An 18,553-nucleotide genomic window follows, 5' to 3' on the forward strand; every position below is an offset into this window, starting at 1 on the left:
TGCTCAAGCAGGGATGAACTTTCCGAACTGGCTCCCCCCGGCGATCGCCGACTGGCTGCCCGCGCTGGGCATCGCGGCGGCGGCCATGCTGCTCGCCGAACTCGTGTTCCACGTCGGCGAGCGCGTGGTGCGGCGCGCCACCCGCAGCACGCCGCTGGCTTCGGCCGTGGCGCAGGCGGTGCGCAGCCCGGCGCGCTGGGCGCTGCCGCTGCTGGCGCTGAACCTGGTGTGGCACGAGGCAGCCCCCGACACGTTGGCCGGCCTGGCCTCGGTGCAGCGGCTGACCGGCCTGCTGTTGATCGCCGCGCTCACCTGGCTGCTGGTGCGCGCCGTCAACGGCCTCGCCAAGGCGGTGATCGCGGCCCATCCGGTGACGGTGGCCGACAACCTGGAGGCGCGCCGCATCCATACCCAGACCCGCGTGCTGTCGCGCACTGTGGCCGGCCTGGTGGTGCTGATCGGCGCGTCGCTGATGCTGATGACCTTTCCGGCGGTGCGCCAGATCGGTACCAGCCTGCTGGCCTCGGCCGGCGTGGTGGGCATCGTCGCCGGCTTCGCGGCGCGGCCGGTGCTGGGCAACCTGATCGCCGGGCTGCAGATCGGGCTGAGCCAGCCGATCCGCATCGACGACGTGGTGATCGTCGAGGGCGAATGGGGCGTGATCGAGGAGATAACCGGCACCTACGTCGTCGTGCGCATCTGGGACCAGCGGCGCCTGGTGGTGCCACTGCAGTACTGGATCGAGAAGCCGTTCCAGAACTGGACCCGCAAGACCTCGGAGTTGATCGGCACCGTGTTCCTGTGGGTCGACTACCGCATGCCGCTGGCGCCGCTGCGCGCAGCGCTGCAGCGCGCCTGCGAATCGACCGAGCACTGGGACGGCCGCTTCGCGCTGCTGCAGGTCACCGAGGCCGGCGAGCACGCGATGCAACTGCGCTGCCTGGTGACTTCGGCCTCGGCACCGGCCGGCTGGGACCTGCGCTGCCATGTGCGCGAGTACCTGGTGGACTTCATCCAGCGCGAGTACCCGCAGTACCTGCCGCGGCTGCGTGCGGATGCGCGGATGACTGGCGCTCCCGTCGCCGACGATCCGCCGGGCGGTGGTCCGCCCGCGATGGTCGGCTGAGATCGTGAGCGCGCGTCGGGTGGGCAGCGACGCATGGGACGCCTGGCAGGTACCGCGATAATCACGCCGATGCAGGGCGCCTCCTCCTTCGATGTCGTGGTGATCGGCGCGGGAGCGGCCGGCCTCTTCTGCGCCGGCATTGCCGGCCAGCGCGGCCTGCGTGTGCTGCTGGTCGATCACGCGGAGAAGGTGGCCGAGAAGATCCGCATCTCCGGCGGCGGGCGCTGCAACTTCACCAACCGCGAGACCGGGCCGGCGAACTTCCTGTCGGGCAATCCGGCGTTCTGCCGCTCGGCCCTGGCGCGCTACACGCCGCGCGACTTCATCGCGCTGGTGCAGCGCCACCGCATCCCCTGGCACGAGAAGCACAAGGGCCAGCTGTTCTGCGACGAATCCAGCGAAGACCTCATCGCGCTGCTGCTGCGCGAGTGCGAGGCCGGCGGCGTGACGCGCTGGCAGCCCTGTCGCGTTGGTGCGGTGAGGCAGGCGGCCGGCCGCGGCTTCGAGCTCGACACCGATCGCGGCAGCGTGCGCGCAACGCGCGTGGTAGTCGCCACCGGGGGGCTCTCGATCCCGAAGATCGGCGCCAGCGATTTCGGCTACCGGCTGGCGCGGCAGTTCGGCCACCGCGTCGTCGAGCCCCGGCCTGCGCTGGTGCCGCTGAGCTTCGATGCCGCAACCTGGGCGCCGTTCGCGGCGCTGGCCGGCCTGTCGCTCGAGGTGGCGGTGAGCACCGGCCAGGGCCCCGCCGCCGGCCGTTTCCTCGAGGACCTGCTGTTCACGCACCGCGGTCTCAGCGGCCCGGCGGTGCTGCAGATCTCGAGCTACTGGCAGCCCGGTACGCCGATCGCGCTGGACCTGGCGCCCGGGCAGAATCTGGCCGCCGCGCTGCGCGAGGCCAAGACGGTGTCGAAGCGCCAGCTCGGCAACGAGCTGGCGACCCGGCTGCCGGCCCGTCTGGCCGAGGCCTGGTGCGCACCGCTCAGCGGCCTGGCAGCGCGGCCGCTGCCCGAGGTCAAGGACAAGGACCTGGCCGCCCTGGCCGCCTCGCTGCAGCGCTGGACGCTGACGCCAGCCGGCACCGAGGGCTTCCGCAAGGCCGAGGTCACCGCCGGCGGCGTGGACACGCGAGAACTCAGCTCGCAGACGATGGAAAGCCGGCGCGTGCCCGGCCTGTACTTCATCGGCGAGGTGGTCGATGTGACCGGCTGGCTCGGCGGCTACAACTTCCAATGGGCCTGGGCCAGCGGGCATGCCTGTGCGCAGGCCTGTGCCGAGGCCACGACCACCACCGGTGCCCCGGAGGCGACCGTTCTGCGCCCTTGACGCCCGGTACAGCCCACATTGCGCCGGTTTGCGGCGCCGGTCTATAATCTTCGTCTTTGCTGGCAAACCGCGCGCCGAACCCGGCCCGAATCATCCGGAAAGATTCCCCGGAACCCGGTGCGCAAATTCAAGGATCCACCGTTTCATGACCACCGTTCGCGTCAAAGAAAACGAGCCCTTCGATGTGGCTCTGCGTCGTTTCAAGCGCACGATCGAGAAGATCGGCCTGCTGACGGACCTGCGGGCCCGCGAGTTCTACGAAAAGCCCACCGCCGAGCGCAAGCGCAAGAAGGCAGCGGCCGTGAAGCGCCACTTCAAGCGCGTGCGCAGCATGCAGCTGCCCAAGAAGCTGTACTGACCGCCCCTCAGTCAGCACCACATCAAGCCCGCGCGGGGACGCCCAAGCGGGCTTGATCGTTTCTGGAGACCGGAGAGAGCCTCATGACGAGCCCGATCAAAGACCGCATCACCGAAGACATGAAGACCGCGATGCGCGCCAAGGACGCACCGCGCCTCGGCACCATCCGCCTGCTGCTGGCCGCGCTGAAGCAGAAGGAGGTCGACGAGCGCATCGTGCTCGACGACGCCATGGTGATCGCGATCGTCGACAAGCTGATCAAGCAGCGCAAGGACTCGATCAGCCAGTTCAGCGCCGCCGGCCGCACCGATCTGGCCGACAAGGAGACCGCTGAACTGGCCGTGCTGGAGGCCTACCTGCCCGCGCGCCTGAGCGTCGAGCAGGTGGCCGCCGAGGTGGCCGCGATCGTCGCCGAACTCGGCGCCAGTGGCCCGGGCGACATGGGCAAGGTGATGGGTGCGGTCAAGACCCGGCTGGCCGGCAAGGCCGACATGGGGTTGGTGTCGGCGGCGGTGAAGCAGGCGCTGTCGAAGTAAGCTCGCTCCGGTACGCCGCCTGCACGACGAGGACCTACTGATGGATCTGCCCGCCACCCGCCTGAATGCCGAGATCGCCACGGCACCCCAGCTGACGCCCGACGCGATGGCCGCCGCCGCCGCCGCCGGCTTCCGCAGCGTCGTCAACAACCGCCCCGACTTCGAAGGCGGGCCGGACCAGCCGAGCAACGCCGCGATCGAGGCCGCCGCGCGCGCCGCCGGCCTCGAGTACGCATTTCTCCCGGTCGCCGGCGGCTTCCAGACGCCCGAGCAGGTGCAGGCGATGGCCGAGCTGATGGAACGCCTGCCCAAACCGGTGCTGGCGTTCTGCCGCAGCGGTGCCCGCAGCGGCCGGCTGTACGCGTTGTCGCTAGAACACCGCCAACAGCGCTGAGCCCACCGGCCAGCGCCGCCTTCGGCCGGCGGCTCGGCGCATGCCCGAACGCTACATCGCCCATCTCGACATGGACGCGTTCTACGCGTCGGTCGAGTTGCTGCGTTACCCGGAACTGATCGGCCAACCGGTCGTCATCGGTGGCGGCCGGCGGCACGAGCCGCAGACGCTGGCCGACGGCAGCCGCCGCTACGCGACGCTGCGCCACTACGCCGGCCGCGGTGTCGTCACCACCGCCACCTATGCCGCGCGCACCTACGGCGTGAACTCCGGCATGGGCCTGATGAAGGCGGCGGCACTGGCGCCCGACGCGGTGCTGCTGCCGGTCGACTTCGACGAGTACCGGCGCTACTCGAGGCTCTTCAAGGCGGCGGTGGCCGAGGTCGTCGGCGACACCCCGCCGCTGATCGAGGACCGCGGCGTCGACGAGATCTACATCGATCTCTCCGCCCAGCCTGGCGTTGCAGCCGACCGCGGCGTGGCGCTGGCGCGTGCCATCAAGGCCCGCGTGCTCGAACGCACCGGGCTCAGCTGCTCGATCGGCGTGACGCCGAACAAGCTGCTGAGCAAACTCGCCTCCGAGCTCGACAAGCCCGACGGCCTGACCATCCTGCGTGAAGCCGACATCGAGGCGCGCATCTGGCCGCTGCCGGCCCGGCGCATCAACGGCATCGGCCCCAAGGCCTCGGCGAAGCTCGAGGCGCTGGGCATCCGCACGATCGGCGAGCTGGCTGCCGCCGACCCGGCCTGGCTGCTGGACAACTTCGGCCAGCACTACGGCACCTGGCTGCACGCCGCCGCCCACGGCCGCGACGAACGGCCCGTGGTAACGCACAGCGAGCCGGTCAGCCTGAGCCGCGAGACCACCTTCGACCGCGACCTGCACCCGCGCAGCGACCGCGCAGAGTTGTCGGCCATCTTCACGCGGCTGTGCGAGCAGGTGGCCGACGACCTGCAGCGCAAGGGCTATGTCGGCAAGACCATCGGGCTGAAACTGCGCTACGACGACTTCAAGACGGTGACACGCGACCTGACGCTGCCGGCCCCGGTGGACGACCTCGCGGCGATCCGTCGCGCGGCCGGCGAATGCCTCAAGCGCGCACCGCTCGAGCGGCGGCTGAGGCTGCTGGGCGTGCGCGTGGGCTCGCTGTCGCGCACGAGCGATCGTGTCACGTCGGCAACATCGCAGCCGCTTGCGCTACCGCACACGCGATCGCTGTTCGACGACTGAGGTGCTGCTGACATGCCGCAGCCTGTCAGGCGCGCAACTTGCAGCCCGGGGCGATGGAATGATGTCCTCGACTCCGCAGTGCCCAGGACATCACGAACTCCCACGGCACTGTGGCCTCTTTCGTCGGTGGTTGGAGCCTCCATGTCATTCAAAGTCGTGCGCCGCGGGCGACACGTGACCTCATCGGTCGGCATCGCCCTGTCCGTCCTCATGCTTCTGGCGGCATCGACCACCGCGTCGGCCGAAGGCCGTTCGCGCGAAGGCAAACTGCTGTTGACCGGTGGCGTCAGCAGCATCGACGGCGCGGCCGGCGGCGGTCTGACGCCCTGGGCATTGACCGGCAGCTATGCCAGCGTCGGCCAGTTCGGCGCGAGCGCCTACCTGACCCGCCTGAGGACGCAGGACTACGGGCTCACCGGCTACGGCGTCGCCGCCAGCTTCGACGAGCGCATCGAGCTGTCGCTGGCCCGCCAGGACTTCGACACCGGACGCACCGGCACCGCGCTCGGCTTGCCCGGCCTGCGGCTGAAACAGGACATCTTCGCGGTGAAGCTCAGGATCGCCGGCGATGCCGTGCTGGACAGCGACACCTGGATGCCGCAGATCGCCGTCGGTCTGGAGCACAAGCGGCTCGACGCCGGCGGCCTGGCGCCGACGCTCCAGGCCCTGGGCGCGAACGACCGCGGCACCGACGTCTACTTCAGCGCCACCAAGCTCCTGCTGGCGCAGGGCGTGCTGCTCAACGCGACGCTGCGGGCCACCAAGGCCAACCAGAACGGCCTGCTCGGCTTCGGCGGCACGGCGCACGACCGCTACAAGCTGCTGCCCGAGTTCTCCGTCGCCTGGCTGCTGCGCCGCGATCTGGCGATCGGCGCCGAGTACCGCTTCAAGCCGGACAACCTGAACCCTTCGCTGCTCGGCGAAGGCCTGAAGGAAGACGACTGGAAGGATCTTTTCATCGCCTGGGCTCCGGGCAAGAACCTGTCGCTGACGCTGGCCTGGGTCGATCTCGGCAAGATCGTTCCTGCCGTCGTCGACCGGCGCCAGAGTGGCGTCTACGTTTCGGCCCAGGTGGCGTTCTGACGCCCTTCACGATTTCGCGAGCCACACCATGAAGCGTCTCCTGATCACCCTGAGCTGCGCGCTGGGCGCACTCACCGCCTCCGCACAATCCACGCCGCCCGACGATGCGCTCTACCAGGCTCTCGGCGGCACGCCCGGCCTGACGAAGCTGATGGACGATTTCGTGCCGCGGCTCACGGCCGATCCGCGCATCGCTGAGTTCTTCAAGGAAACCAAGCTGTCGGAACTGAAGAAGCAACTCGTCGACCAGTTCTGCGTGGTGTCGGGCGGCTCCTGCATCTACGAAGGCGAGACCATGAAGAACTCCCACGCCGAGATGAAGATCCGCAAGTCCGACTTCAATGCGCTGGTCGAGGTGCTTCAGCAGTCGATGGACCAGCAGGGCATCCCCTTCACCGTGCAGAACCGGCTGCTCGCGCGGCTGGCGCCGATGCACCGCGACATCGTCAACACGCGCTGAAGTTCGATCTACTTCCGCGTGCGTTGACTGCGCGCTGCTGACCAGGGCGCCGGGTGAACGGCTGCGTTCGTGTCCGCCGTGCCGGGCTCACGCCCGGCCCTCCTCCTCGACCTCACTTCGCCGCTCACCCAACGCCCTGGTCGCACGAACCATCGTGGCATGCGAAGGTCTTTGGACCCCTGCCGTCCGCGGTGTATCGAAGCGCCGTGACGGGCCGCTGTGTGGAGCGAGGTAGAGGAGGAGCGGTCGGCCCACAGGGCGGACCGCGGGGGACACGAGCGCAACACAGCGGCCCGGCGCGGCGCCCTCTCCACCGCTCAACAGACAGCCCTCCGCACGAAGCAACGAGATCAGGACGGCAGGAAATCCACCGGCCAGGACACCACCATCTGCTCCACGTCCTTCGCGCCGAAGTCGAACTGCCTCACGCGGGCCAGCAGCTTGCCTTCCAGCTCGGTCGCATGCAGTTCGCTCGACACGATGCGCACGCCCACCACGTCGCCGGCCGGCGCGATCTTCAGTTCGAGCACCACCTTGCCCTGCAGCGACGGATCCTCGCGCAGCGCGCGGTTGTAGAGCGCATAGATCGCGCCCTTGTTGCGCTCAAACACGAGCTTGATCTCCTCGATCGAGCGAGAGGCCTTGCCGCTGCCGCTCTTGGTGAGCGTGCCGCCGGCCCCTGCCCCGCCGCCGCCACCTCCCCCACCACCGCTGCCGCCACCTTTGCCGGCCACCCCGCCACCGCCCGGGCCGCCGCCACCGCCACCGCCGGCCACGCCCTCCACCAGCGTGGTCGCGCGGCCGGCAAGACCGCCGCCTCCGGTGTCGCGGCTGTAGGCCGCGGTGTTGATGCCACCACTGCCCTGGCCGGCGTTCGACGTGATCAGCGCGCGCGCGGGCGTGCCGGCCTCGGTGCCGGCACCGACGCCCACGCCCTTGCCGGTGCCGACGCCCGGCCCCTGCTTGATGTCCTTCTGCAACTGCACCGCGACCGGCGCACCACGGATCTCGGCCAGTTGATCGGCCATCGCCAGCAGGCCCACGCCGGCGGCCTTGCGGCGCGCGGCCTCGGCCACCTCACCCGGCGGCTTGCCGGCCACCGGCTGGCGCGCCTCCGGCACCGGACGGCGCACGGTCTCGGGATCCCGGCTCGGCGGTTTGCTGGTCGAGCCGATCGGCTTCGGGTCGGCCTGCGGCGGCAGGGCCGCTGCCTTTGCCGACGTCGGGGGTGGCGGCGGGGGCACCGGCTTCTGTTCCAGCACCAGCTTGGCCAGGCGCGGCGGCAGTTCCACCGGCGCAGCGCGATCCTCGACCGGCCGCGGCATCAGCAGCAGCGCCAGGCACAGCAGCACGCAGGCGACCAGCACGACACGCAGGATGCGGCGGAAGCGCGCCTCGTCCTCCAGCGCCACCGCCCAGGGCAGCAGCGGCGCGCGGAACGAGATCGAAGCGGCGGCGGCACTCATGTCGTCGCCTTCCGGGTGACCGCGAACGCCACGTCGCTGAAGTTGGCACGCGCGGCGGTGTACATCACCTTGCGCAGCAGACGGTAGGGGATGTCCTTGTCGCCCATGATCGTCACGGCCTTGCCTTGCGCCTCGTTCTCCTTGCGCAGCACCGGGCGGCTGGCCTGCAGGTCCAGCTCGGCCTTCAGCGGCGCGATCAGGTCGTCCTCGCCCGCCATGGCCTCGCCGACCGTGGCGACCTTGCGCCCATCGACGAGGATCTCCGTGCCGCTGACGGTTACGACGATGGTCTCGCGCGGTGTCTTCTCGGCGGTCGACTCGGGCAGCTTGACCGCGCGGCTGGTGCTCAGCACCTCCACGCCGGTGCTCGACATCAGGAAGAAGATCAGGATCGTGAAGATGTCGATCAGGGCCACGAGGTTCATGTCCAGACCGTGGTTGTTGCGCGCCTTGCGTTCGGCGCGCTTCTGAAGCGGGGTGAGCTTCATCGTCGACCTCTCCCTATTTCCTGGCGACGCTGATCGGAGCGTCGCCGATCGAGATGTCGGGGAACAGCGCCGCCGCAGGCGCCACCGCGTTGGCCTGTGCGGAAGCTGCCGTCGGCGCCTCGCGCATCGTGTCCATCACCTGCACCAGCAGTTCGTAAGGCGTGTCGGGCTGGGCCAGCACGGTGGCGGTCGTGGTGTCCGGGAACTTGAGCTTGACCTGCTGCATCAGCAGCGACAGCGCGGCGAGGTCGTGATGCCCGGCGGTGGCCATGGGGATGCGCTGGATCAGCCCGCCGATGCGGTCGCCCACGTCCAGTGCGTCGGGGCGGATCACCACCTCGAGCTTCAGGTCGTCGACCTTGAGCTGCTCGACGCCGGACGACGGCGCTGGCAGCGTCAGTTCGAGCACCGACAGCCGCGTGAACACCGCGGTCGAGAGCAGGAAAGGCACCAGCACGACGATGACGTTGATGAACGCCGTGACCTCGAGCTGGGCCACGTTCTTGCGCAGGCGTCGGACACGCATGGTGGGTTACCTCGCCGGAGCCGATTCGGCCTTGATGCGCTGCACCAGGTTCAGGAAGCTGATCTTCGCGGCCTCCAGGCCGTCGACGATCTCGCTGGTGCGGGCCTGCAGGAAGGCATGGATCAGCAGGAAGGGAATGGCCACCGACAGCGCGAAGGCGGTGTTGTTCATCGCGATCGAGATCGACGCCGACAGCAGCTCGGCCTTCTCGGCCGGGTTCACCGCGGCCACCGCGGTGAAGCCCTTGATCAGGCCGATGATGGTGCCCAGCAGGCCCACCAGCGTGATCACATTGGCGAAGGTCGCGATGTAGTGCGTGCGCTTCTCCAGGCGCGGCACGATCTCCATCATGCCTTCCTCCATCGCCGCGTCGATGTCCTCGCGGCGGCCCGGGCTCTGCATGCGCTGCAGACCATTGGCGACGATCTTGCCGATCGCGGCGTCCGATTTCTCGGTGACGCCCTGCACTTCCTTGAAGCGGCCGTTCTGCAGCAGCGGCAGCACCTGCGCCCACAGCTTGCGGTTCTGGCTGCGCGCGCGGTTCAGGAAGATGTAGCGCTCGATCGCGATCGACAGGCCGATGGCCATGATCGCAATGCTGAAGTAGATGGCGACGCCGCTGTCCTGAAAGAACTTGACGGCAAACTCGAGGATGCTCATGGGCTTCTCCTGTGACGAACTGGGTAAGGGGGAGGGACTCGGATCAAGGACGGGCCGGCGCCGCCCCCGCAGGGCGGGGCTGCAACTGCGCGTCGTACTGGAGCTGGCGGCGGAACACGTCGCGGTCGATCGGTGCGAGCGCCTCGTCGAGCACGCTCACTGCCGGTCGACCCGACAGATCGCCGGGCAACGGCTTCTTCCAGGGCACGATGTACAGCACCTTCGGCAACTCGCGGTTGCCGATGATCTGCGTGCGGTCGATGTCGGCACGGTCCTGCGCCCACGCCCCCGGCGCGGCGACCAAGGCAGCGACGGCGACACCGGCGAGCGCGCCGCAAAAGGACGACGGTCTCATGGCTGCTCCTTGCGGCTCACCGCCACCGGCGGCGGCTTGCGGTTCTTCAGGTCGGCGACCCACTTCGCGACCTGCGCGTCGCCGCCCGGCGACAACGCCAGGTAGCGGTCGTAGAGCGCGAGGGCACGAGAGCCCTCGCCGAGATACAGGTCATGCAGGATGCCCAGGTTCAGCAGTGGCGACGCATAGGCGGCGTCGAGATCGATGGCGCGCTCGTAGGCCTCGCGTGCCTTCGCGAACTCGCCCTGCTGGCGGTAGGCGATGCCGAGCTGGTTGAAATAGACCGCTTGCTGCGGGTTGGCGTGCACCGCCGCCTCGAGCTCGGCCACCGCCTCGGGCAGCCGGCCGGCCTGGCGCAGCAGCAGGCCCAGGTTGGCATGCGGGCCACCGAGCTCGGGGTTGGACTTCACGATCGCACGCAGCCCGCGCTCGGCATCCGCCGGCCGGCCGGCACGCATCGCCTTGCGGGCCTCGTCGTAGGCACGCTGCACCGCGGGACTCACCGGCGTTTCGGCGACCACCGGTGCCGCCACGGGCTCGGGTGCCGCAGAGGCGGCTGGCTCTGACGCTGCGGGCGTCACCGCCTGCTGCAGCGCCTTCAAGGGCTGCTGCATGGCGGCGCAACCGCTCAGCACCGCGCCCAGCAGCAGCACGAGCCCGGCGACGCCGGTGAGAGACGACGAGCGGCGCTCTTCAGCGGATCGCATCGATCACTCCCTCGCTGCGTTCGGCCTTGCCGTAGCGCACCGGTTGCAGCTCGCGCAGCGCCGCGAAGCTGCGCTGGACCCAGGGGTCGTAGAGCCCGGCGGCGGCGCGGCGCGCGTTCACCTCGTGCAGCTCGACCGACTTCTCCTCGAACGGAAAGGCCTGCTCCTCGAGCAGCACGTTGTACTGCTCGAGCTCGGCCTTCGACAGCTTCTTCGGCCGCTGCGACGCCATCAAGGCCTTGCCGAAGTCCTGGTAGAGCGCAGCGGTGTGGTAGGTCGCCGCCGTCGTCACGTCGGCCACACCGTAGTTGGCAGCCACGCCATAGGCCTTCAGCACCTCTTCCATGCGGGTCTTCTTCAGCTTGAGCTGCTTGGCCAGCGGCTCGACCAGCGCCACCTTGCGGTAGGCGTCCAGGCTCGGCTCGGCCAGCGCCAGCGCCGCGGTGGCGCCGAGGTAGCGGGTGCGATCGGTGCGTGCGCTGCCGCCGCGCTGGTCGGCCTGCAGGTTGTCCTGCATCAGCGCGAGCTCGCGCGTCGCGTTGCCGTCCGCCTTGGCGATGCGTGCGAGCCGGTAGCGCGCCTCCATCGCCGGCTCCAGCGGCTCGGGGTGCTGTTTCAGGTAGGCCTCGTAGGCCTTCGCGGCCGCGGCGCGCGAACCGCCCTTCTCGGCCGCCTTCTCGTGCAGCTCGGCGGCCTGCCACTGAGCAGAACGCGCGGCGGCCGGCGACTTGGCCGCAACCGCCAGGCGCTCGTACTCGCCGGCCGCCTGGGCCCAGCGGCCCTGTTCCACATAGACCACCGCCAGCTTGCCACCGACCTCCGGCTGCAGCGGATGCGTGGGGAAGCGTTGGCGGAAGTCCTCGAGCGCGCGGGCCGCGCCGTCCCAGTCCTTCAGACCGATCAGTGCGGCCGCGGCGTCGTACTGCGCGGTCGCCCGCACGGTCGACTGCGGCGCGACGGCGGCCACCCGCGTGAAATGGTCGACCGCCTCGCGCGACTGCCCGGCGGCGCGGGCCTGCTCGCCCTGCTTGTAGATCGACGCGGCCTGGCGCTCGACCAGCTCGCCACGGCCGGCCGCCTTCTCCGGTGTCAGCGCGATCACCTCGCCGTAGCCGCGCTCCGCGCGGTCGAAGGCGCCCTGCTCGAAGGCGGTGTGCGCCAGCACGGTCCACGCGGTCCGGCGCTGCTCCGCGGCGGCCGGCGGCTTCAGGTCCAGTACCTGCTGAGCGACCGTGGCAGCAGGCTCGGCATCGCCCAGCGCATAGAGCTTTTCGGCGGCGTTGCTCAGCACGGGACCCACGCGCGGATCACCGTCGAAGGCCTTCGCGAACTGCAGCGCACTGGCCACCGCCGCGCGTTGCAGCGCCGGCCGTTCGGCCGCCGCGGCCTTCTTCTCGAGCTGCGCATGGCCGAGCAGCGCCGCATAGCCGGCGTCGGCGCTCTTCGCGTGGGGCGGGTACTGGTAGGCCGTCTTCTCGTACTCGGTCACGGCCTCGGCGTGGCGCGCGTCCTCGTACAGCAGCTCGGCGAGCAGGAAGTTGTTGGCCGCCGCATCGGGATCGGTCGGGAACGACTCCAGCCAGCTGCGGTACCAGCGCACCGCCTCCTGGTAGTCGGCCGTGCTCCTGCTCTTCTGCGCGCTCGCGTGATAGTGGCGCGCCAGCTCGGCCAGGTGGGTCTTGACCAGCGGCTGCGCGCGTTCCCAGCCCTGCGGGTTGGCGCGGCGGAACTCGCTGGTCGCGCCGTAGCGGGCCACGTATTCCTTCTTCGCCTCCAGCGCCAGGTTCGCGAAGCCGGCCTGCTGGTAGATCTCGATCACGCGCGCCTGCAGCACCGGTGCCTGCGCATGCAGAGGCTGGCGACGCGCGAAGGCACCGAAGGTGTCGGCCGCGTCCTTGGTGCGCTCCTGCTTGATGTAGAGCTCGCCGAGCTGCTGGTAGACGCGGAACTCGTAGCCGCGCCGCACGTCGCTGGTGATGTAGGCCGGGATCGATTCGGCGCCCTGCAGGTTCTGCAGGCACAGGCTGGCGACACGGAAGGTGTCCTCGACGAGTTCGCGGTCGGCGCGGCTCAGGTCGGCCAGGCTGGCGAGGTCGTCGTCTCCTTCGTGCTCGCCCAGCGTGAGGTCGAGCACGCCGAAGAACGGGCTCAGCGCCTCATCGAGCCGGCCCTGCTTGAAGCGCGACCAGCCCTGCATGTACAGCGCACGGCCCTGGTAGGGGCCGTCCTCGTCGCCGTCGAGCACGGTGCCGTAGGCCTGCTCGGCCTTCGCGTAGTCGCGCACCGTGAACAGCAGCTCGCCGCGGCGGAAATGGGCTTCGTCCCGGTAGGCGGTCTGTGGATAGTCCTGCACCAGCCGGTCGAGGGTCTTGAGCGCCACTTCCAGCTCGCCGCCCTGCTCCTGGGCGCGCGCCAGCTGGTAGAGCACGCGGTCGTTGCCCGGGTCCTTGGGGTAGGCCTTCAGGTAGCCCTGGTAGCTGGCGATCGCGGCACGGTAGTCCGGCCCGCTGGTCGCGGTGGCCTCGACGCTGCGCTTGTCGGCGCTCTCCATCTCCAGGTCGCCCAAGCGGCGCATCGCTTCCGCGCGCTGCGGCGCACCGGGCGCGACCTCGAGGAACTTGCGGTAGGCGGCGATCGCCTGCTCTTCGCTGCCCGCGATGCCAGCGTCCTTCTGCACGCTGATCTCGCGGCCGGCCAGGCTGCGCAGCGTCGGCTCGTCGTCGGGCGTGCCCTGGCGCTTGCCGGCGCAGGCGCTCAGCCCGCCGGCGATCAGCAAGGGCAGCAGCAGGCAACGACTACTGCGCGGGCGCACGGTCGGCCTCCTTCGCAAGGGTGGCGCGGTCGTGCAACTGGGCGACCGCGAAGCGGGCCTGCGTGAGGTAGGCCGTCAGGCGCTCCTGCTGGCGCGTCAGCGCCGCCACCGCGATGTCCTGCACCACCTGCTGCTGTTCCCGGCTCAGCGCGGCCACGCGCGGGATCAGCACCTGGATGCGCCGGTCGAGTTCGGCGATGCGTCCATCGAACTTGCCGAACCGCGCGGGCTCGTCGCGCTGCGCCTGGGCGAGCGCGGTGTCGCGGCGGCGCGCCTCGGCCAGTTCGCTGTCGATGGTCTGCAGCGCCTTCTTCGCCTCCCACACGCGCGCCGGGTAATCCTGAGCCAGTTGCCAGCTCAACGCGCCGGCGGCGAGCCGCACCCGATCGGGCGCGGTGGCGAACTGCGGGTCGCTGCCCTGCTCCTTCAGCGCAGCGCGTACGCCGTCGATGCGGACCTGCAGCTCGCGCTGCCGTGCATCGGCGAAGGCCACGCCGTCCGCCTGGGACTCTGCGCGCTCCAGATCGCCAGCCAGCGTGTCGCGGCGACGCTGGACTGCGTCGAGGCCGCTCTCGTTCGCCTTGGCACTCGCCTGGACCTGCGTCAGCCGCTGCGCGAACGCCTGGCGCCGGTTGGCGAGCATGTCGCCGAACACGCCGAGGTTGTCGGCCCAGTGCTGCAGGTTGTTGGACAGGAAGCGCAGGTCGCGGTAGTTCTTGAAGGCCTCCTGGAATTCATGCTCTGCCAGCACCTGCGCCAGGTGCCCGGCGTGCGGCAGCTCGGGGAGCTCGCGCAGAGTCCAGAACCAGCCCATCTCGTCGCCCGGGTTGCGGTCGATCAAGCCCTCGACCAGCTTGCCGGCGCGGATCGCCGCGATGGATTCGTTCAGGTGTGCGCCTTCGCGGTCGTAGGCGACGATCGCCTCGTTGTAGCGCTCCAGTGCCTGACCCAGCGCTCCCAGTTCGGCATAGGCATACGGCAGCGCGATGCGGCCTTCCAGCACCGCCGAGTCGCTGTCGTCGCGCTGCGCCAGCTCCGTCCACGGCACCAGCGCCTTGGCCGGCTGCTTGAGCGCCGCAGCCGCCCAGCCGAAGCCGAGCAACGCCTTGTTCGCGTGCAGGCTTTCCAGCCGCACGCGCTCCAGGTAGCCGCGCGCCGCCTCGGCACGCTCGTCCTGCAGCGCGGCGAAGCCGAGCGCCACGTTGGCCTTGTCGCGCAGCGTGCGGAACTCCTCGTTGGGCTGCGGCGCGCGACCGATCTCGTCGAGCAGCGCGCTGCCGCCCGCGGTGTCGCCACTGCGCACCAGTGCCACGCCGAGGTTGAAGCGCGCGTACTGGCCGGCGCCAGGGCGCCTGGCCATGCCGTTCAGCACGGTGGCGGCGCCGGCGTGGTCGCCGCGTGCCATCAGCAGGTTGGCCTTCAACAGGCCGCGGTCGTCTTCCAGCTCCGGCGGGAGGTGGTTCTCGACGCGATCGATGGCCTGCTCGGCCTCGGCGAGGAAGCCCCGCTGGTAGCGGATCTTGGCCAGGTAGTACCAGGCGCGATCGCGTACCTTCGGCGACGCGCCCTTCTCGATCAACTGCGCGAAGATCTGGCCGGCCTCGCGGTGCAGCCCGTAGGACAGCAGCAGCCCGCCGCGCAGCACCTCGGCCTCGTCGGCGTGCGCCGGCACGCGGTCGAAATGCTGCGAGGTCATCAGCGTGGTGATCGACGTGAAATAGTGGTCCTGGAAAAAATGGAACAGCGTGTCGCCGTAGTGGGGATCCTTGACCACCCGTTGCGGCGGCAGCGGCTCGGCCGCCAGCGCGCTGCCCGCCGGCAGCAGCGCCGCGAGCGTGGCCGCGGCGACGAACCGCCGCGTTGCGCGTGCCAGGAAGGACCTCGAACCCATGCGGCTCACTGCCAGACTTTGACGTCGAACTCCGGCTGCAGCTTGCCGGTGGAGTCGTTGATGCGCAGCTCGATGTACTTCGGGTCCGTGCCCTTCTCGAACTTCACGGTCGCGCCGCGCTTGTAGTCGCGCTCGTGCGGGCCCTTGCCGGTGAAGAAGGCCACCAGCTCGTGCTCTCCGGCGCGCAGGTTGCCGAGGTAGACGCGCTGCACGCCGCCGCGGTGCAGCGCCTGCACCTCCAGCGGCGTGTAGAGGTAGTTCGCCACCACCTTGTCGTCGAGCTTGATCTGCACCGAGTCGAGCTCGAACAGCTTGCCCACGTCCATCGACACGAACAGCGCCACCTGCGTGCTGGCCGGGAACAGCAGTTCCTCCTCCAGCACCAGCAAGTCACGATTGAGGCGGATCACGTCGCCTTTCACGTCCTGGATGCGTCCATCCAGTCCGCCAGCGGCCTCGCTCGCTGCCGGGGCCGGGGCCGCCACAGCCGCATCGGCCCCCCAGGCCGGCGCCACGGCCGCGCCGAACACGAACCAGGCGACGAGCGCCCCACAGCATCGACTGAACATACGCCGGGCTCTTTCAGAAGGTGGCTGATACATAGATCTGCATCACGCCGGCAGTGAAGCTGTAGCGGCTGCCGCTGCGGATGTCGGTGAAGTCGCGGAAGTTGTAGCGAACGAACTCCAGCGCCCCGCCCGCCTTCAGCTCGTACTGGCCCGGCACCTGCTTGAAGGTGTAGGACAGCTTGCTGCCCAGGCCGACGTTGTTGAAGCTGCTGAGCTGGCGGTTGCGCGAGATGTAGGTCGTCTCGACCGTGGCGTTGTCGCTGTAGAACAGCGCGCGGTCCTGGGTGTGCACGCGCACGAAGGCGTCGCCCAGCCAGAGCTCGCCGAAGTAGCGGCTGTAGCCGACCTCCGCGGTGTGCGCCTTGATGGCCCAGGTGTCCCAGAAATAGCGGTACTCGGCGTGCAGCGCGTCGCGCGATCCCAGGTCGCCGACCACGCGGAACTTGACGGCCCGCGCCGATCGCGTGCGCGGGTTGCGCTCGGGCACGGCGGCGCCGAACACGCGCGCCACGCGGTAGGGGCTGCCCAGGAAGCCGTCGTCCGACAGCACCTCGAGGTTCGCGCTCATCAGCCAGCGCGGGGTCAGGATCTGCGTCGCGCCCAGCCGGTACTGCCAGTGCCGGGCGTAGTCCGAGAATTCGGGCGAGTCCTTCTTGCCGACCTTGTCGGAGCCGCGCGTGAAGCCCAGGTTCACGGTGGTCATGCCGCCGAACACCTCCTGGCTCACGTCGAAGCTCATGGTGTCGGCCGTGTAGTCGGGCTCCTTGCTGTTCGTGAAGCCCAGCGTGAGTTTGGAGTCGCGGTACACATAGTCGGCACCGAAGCCGTACTCGGTGCGGCGCTCGCGATAGGGGCTCGCGGTGGTCACGACATCGATCGACGCGTTGCTCACCGCATCCACGTAATAGGAAGCCGACAGCGACACCTTGTCGGCCAGGCTCTTGCGCACCAGCAGCGCCGGACCGGAAGCGGTCACGCCGCCACCCTTGTAGACGTGGGCCAGGGCCTCGGCCTGGTCACCGGGCAGGTCGACACCGCGCGCCGCGCCGGCGGCCAGCACGCCGCCCAGCAGACCGGCCAGCCGCGCCCAGTGGCGCCGGCGCAGGCGTCGCAGGCTAGTTGCAGCCACAGCCGCCTCCCTGCACGCCGGTGGCGCCACGCGCGCCCTCGCGCACGCTGCGCACGTGCTCGCGGTGCTTGTCCACCAGCGGGTCCTGCGAGAACTGCATGATGGGATCGGCGAGCCGCTCGCGCTCGTAGGGCTTGACCCAGGGCTGGATGCCACAGCCCGAGAGCAGCGACAGGCCCAGCAACGCTGCCGCTGCAGAGATAAGGTTGCGTGACGGCTTCATTGCTTGAGCAGCTCCCGGACCTGCTTGTCGTAGGTGTCCTCGTAGCCGGTCTTGTAGCCAAGATGGACGTACTTCACGCGCCCGTCGCGGTCGATCAGCACCGTCGACGGCATCGTGCTCAGGTCGTACTGGCGGCTCACCTTCTTGTCGGTGTCCAGCAGCACCGGGAAGCTCACGCCCAGCTTGGCGGCCACCTCGGCCGCCTTGCGCACGTCGTCGTCGACGTTGACGCCGATCAGCACGAAGCCCGAGGCGCGGTACTTCTCGTACAGCCGGTTGAGATGCGGCATCTCCTGGCGGCACGGTCCGCACCAGGTGGCCCAGAAGTTCACCATCACGACCCGGCCGCGCTGCTCCTGCAGCCGCAGGTTCGGCCCGTTCATGCTGCGCAGCGTGAAGTCGGGCGCCGTCGAGGCCGGCGCGATCGCCGGCACGCAGAGGCCGGCGTAGGCGCCCAGCGCCGCGCCGGCGCACAGGCGCAGCGCCTGGCGCCGCGGTGGAAGCAGGATCGTGGTCATGGGGCGTCTTTCCTTCAGAAGAAGAAGCTGATGCCGGCCGTCAGCTCGAGGTTCTGCGTGCTCTGGCGCTTGCCCAGCACGTCGATCGAGAAGATGTGGTCGCGCATGTCGACCTGCATCGCCGCCCAGTCCGCCAGCATCAGGCGCATGCCCAGGCCGAGGTTGAAGGTCTGGCGCCGCTGGTCGTTGAACTTGGTGCTGCCGATGCCGCCGATCACGTAGACGGCGGTGGCCTTGGCGCGATTGCGGCCGAGGAAGACCTCGCCGGGCAGCACGTTGTAGCCGACCGAGAGGTTGTAGTACGCGAGCTTCTCGTCCTCGTCGGCGAACACGCCGCCGGGCAGCACCTGGCGGAAGGCCTCGTCGCTGACCTTGGTCTGCGCATAGACGCCCTGCACGAAGAAGTCCTCGGTGATGTGGTACCCGAGGCGCACCCCCCCGACGATGCTGGAGCCGAAGTTCTCGGTCGCGTAGGTGCCGGTGAACAGCCCGATCTCGAAGTCGTTCGACGGGAAGCGCGGCAGCTTGACGTCGCGGCGGTCGACCTCCGGCACGATGACCTGCTCGTTGCCGGGCTGCTGGCTCTGGGCCGCGGCCGGCGAGGACAGCGTGGCGAGCGCGGCGGTCAGGGCTGCGGCCGCAAGGGCCGTCGTCAGCAGGGGCTGGGCGTGGGTTCTTCCGGTCATGGTGTTCTC

General features: G+C 69.7%; 21 protein-coding genes. 8 read left to right on the forward strand and 13 right to left on the reverse strand.

Annotated features, from left to right (window positions below):
* The first annotated feature begins 13 nt into the window (after positions 1-13).
* The 8 genes from ASC67_RS14770 (at position 14) to ASC67_RS14805 (ending at position 6,514) form a co-directional block, all read left to right on the forward strand.
* Complete coding sequence (locus tag ASC67_RS14770) at positions 14-1,126, forward strand: mechanosensitive ion channel family protein (protein ID WP_056322560.1); 1,113 nt, start codon at positions 14-16, stop codon at positions 1,124-1,126.
* 69 nt (positions 1,127-1,195) lie between these two features.
* A complete protein-coding gene (locus ASC67_RS14775; RefSeq protein ID WP_056322564.1) occupies positions 1,196-2,452 on the forward strand; it encodes an NAD(P)/FAD-dependent oxidoreductase in 1,257 nt (418 codons plus the stop codon).
* Positions 2,453-2,597: 145 nt separating this feature from the next.
* Positions 2,598-2,810 (forward strand): 30S ribosomal protein S21, encoded by a 213-nt coding sequence (rpsU, locus tag ASC67_RS14780; protein ID WP_011828836.1) that lies wholly within the window; start codon positions 2,598-2,600, stop codon positions 2,808-2,810.
* Positions 2,811-2,893: 83 nt separating this feature from the next.
* Positions 2,894-3,346, forward strand: coding sequence for a GatB/YqeY domain-containing protein (locus tag ASC67_RS14785; protein ID WP_056322567.1), 453 nt, complete (start codon positions 2,894-2,896; stop codon positions 3,344-3,346).
* A 40-nt stretch (positions 3,347-3,386) separates the two neighbouring features.
* Complete coding sequence (locus ASC67_RS14790; protein WP_056322571.1) at positions 3,387-3,740, forward strand: TIGR01244 family sulfur transferase; 354 nt, start codon at positions 3,387-3,389, stop codon at positions 3,738-3,740.
* A gap of 40 nt (positions 3,741-3,780) precedes the next feature.
* Positions 3,781-4,971 (forward strand): DNA polymerase IV, encoded by a 1,191-nt coding sequence (gene dinB, locus ASC67_RS14795; protein ID WP_056322574.1) that lies wholly within the window; start codon positions 3,781-3,783, stop codon positions 4,969-4,971.
* Positions 4,972-5,112: 141 nt separating this feature from the next.
* Positions 5,113-6,054 carry a DUF3034 family protein gene (locus ASC67_RS14800; protein WP_056322577.1) on the forward strand — a complete coding sequence of 314 codons (942 nt, stop codon included), beginning with the start codon at positions 5,113-5,115 and terminating at the stop codon, positions 6,052-6,054.
* A gap of 28 nt (positions 6,055-6,082) precedes the next feature.
* Positions 6,083-6,514, forward strand: coding sequence for a group 1 truncated hemoglobin (locus ASC67_RS14805; protein ID WP_056322580.1), 432 nt, complete (start codon positions 6,083-6,085; stop codon positions 6,512-6,514).
* Between the two features lie 350 nt (positions 6,515-6,864).
* Here the strand turns inward: ASC67_RS14805 and ASC67_RS14810 are convergent, their stop codons facing one another.
* The 13 genes from ASC67_RS14810 to ASC67_RS14870 are packed head-to-tail and all read right to left on the reverse strand — an operon-like array spanning position 6,865 to position 18,544.
* On the reverse strand, positions 6,865-7,980 hold the full coding sequence (locus tag ASC67_RS14810; RefSeq protein ID WP_056322583.1) for an AgmX/PglI C-terminal domain-containing protein: 1,116 nt from the start codon (positions 7,978-7,980) through the stop codon (positions 6,865-6,867).
* Entirely contained in the window at positions 7,977-8,468 is a 492-nt protein-coding gene (locus tag ASC67_RS14815; RefSeq protein WP_056322586.1) for a biopolymer transporter ExbD, read from the reverse strand. The genes ASC67_RS14810 and ASC67_RS14815 overlap by 4 nt, the downstream gene beginning before the upstream one ends.
* Before the next feature lie 13 nt (positions 8,469-8,481).
* On the reverse strand, positions 8,482-8,994 hold the full coding sequence (locus ASC67_RS14820; RefSeq protein WP_056322588.1) for a biopolymer transporter ExbD: 513 nt from the start codon (positions 8,992-8,994) through the stop codon (positions 8,482-8,484).
* 6 nt (positions 8,995-9,000) lie between these two features.
* Positions 9,001-9,654, reverse strand: a complete 654-nt coding sequence (locus ASC67_RS14825) for a MotA/TolQ/ExbB proton channel family protein (RefSeq protein ID WP_056322591.1) — start codon at positions 9,652-9,654, stop codon at positions 9,001-9,003.
* A gap of 43 nt (positions 9,655-9,697) precedes the next feature.
* A complete protein-coding gene (locus tag ASC67_RS14830) occupies positions 9,698-10,009 on the reverse strand; it encodes a hypothetical protein (protein WP_056322594.1) in 312 nt (103 codons plus the stop codon).
* The gene (locus ASC67_RS14835; RefSeq protein ID WP_056322598.1) at positions 10,006-10,716 is read right to left on the reverse strand and encodes a tetratricopeptide repeat protein; all 711 of its coding nucleotides are present in this window, start codon (positions 10,714-10,716) and stop codon (positions 10,006-10,008) included. The genes ASC67_RS14830 and ASC67_RS14835 overlap by 4 nt, the downstream gene beginning before the upstream one ends.
* Positions 10,703-13,528, reverse strand: a complete 2,826-nt coding sequence (locus ASC67_RS14840; RefSeq protein ID WP_056322601.1) for a tetratricopeptide repeat protein — start codon at positions 13,526-13,528, stop codon at positions 10,703-10,705. The genes ASC67_RS14835 and ASC67_RS14840 overlap by 14 nt, the downstream gene beginning before the upstream one ends.
* A complete protein-coding gene (locus tag ASC67_RS14845) occupies positions 13,512-15,419 on the reverse strand; it encodes a hypothetical protein (RefSeq protein WP_056322604.1) in 1,908 nt (635 codons plus the stop codon). Before ASC67_RS14845 ends, ASC67_RS14840 begins: the two co-directional genes overlap by 17 nt.
* A 5-nt stretch (positions 15,420-15,424) precedes the next feature.
* The gene (locus tag ASC67_RS14850) at positions 15,425-15,988 is read right to left on the reverse strand and encodes an AraC family transcriptional regulator (protein WP_235566343.1); all 564 of its coding nucleotides are present in this window, start codon (positions 15,986-15,988) and stop codon (positions 15,425-15,427) included.
* Between the two features lie 13 nt (positions 15,989-16,001).
* Positions 16,002-17,117, reverse strand: coding sequence for a DUF3570 domain-containing protein (locus ASC67_RS14855; RefSeq protein WP_056322609.1), 1,116 nt, complete (start codon positions 17,115-17,117; stop codon positions 16,002-16,004).
* Entirely contained in the window at positions 17,104-17,340 is a 237-nt protein-coding gene (locus ASC67_RS21070) for a DUF4266 domain-containing protein (protein WP_056322612.1), read from the reverse strand. Before ASC67_RS21070 ends, ASC67_RS14855 begins: the two co-directional genes overlap by 14 nt.
* Entirely contained in the window at positions 17,337-17,858 is a 522-nt protein-coding gene (locus ASC67_RS14865; RefSeq protein ID WP_056322615.1) for a peroxiredoxin, read from the reverse strand. The genes ASC67_RS21070 and ASC67_RS14865 overlap by 4 nt, the downstream gene beginning before the upstream one ends.
* Before the next feature lie 14 nt (positions 17,859-17,872).
* The gene (locus ASC67_RS14870) at positions 17,873-18,544 is read right to left on the reverse strand and encodes an outer membrane beta-barrel domain-containing protein (RefSeq protein WP_056322619.1); all 672 of its coding nucleotides are present in this window, start codon (positions 18,542-18,544) and stop codon (positions 17,873-17,875) included.
* Between the last annotated feature and the right edge of the window lie 9 nt (positions 18,545-18,553).

The sequence above is a fragment of the Methylibium sp. Root1272 genome (genome assembly GCF_001425905.1).
Lineage (GTDB): Bacteria > Pseudomonadota > Gammaproteobacteria > Burkholderiales > Burkholderiaceae_C > Methylibium.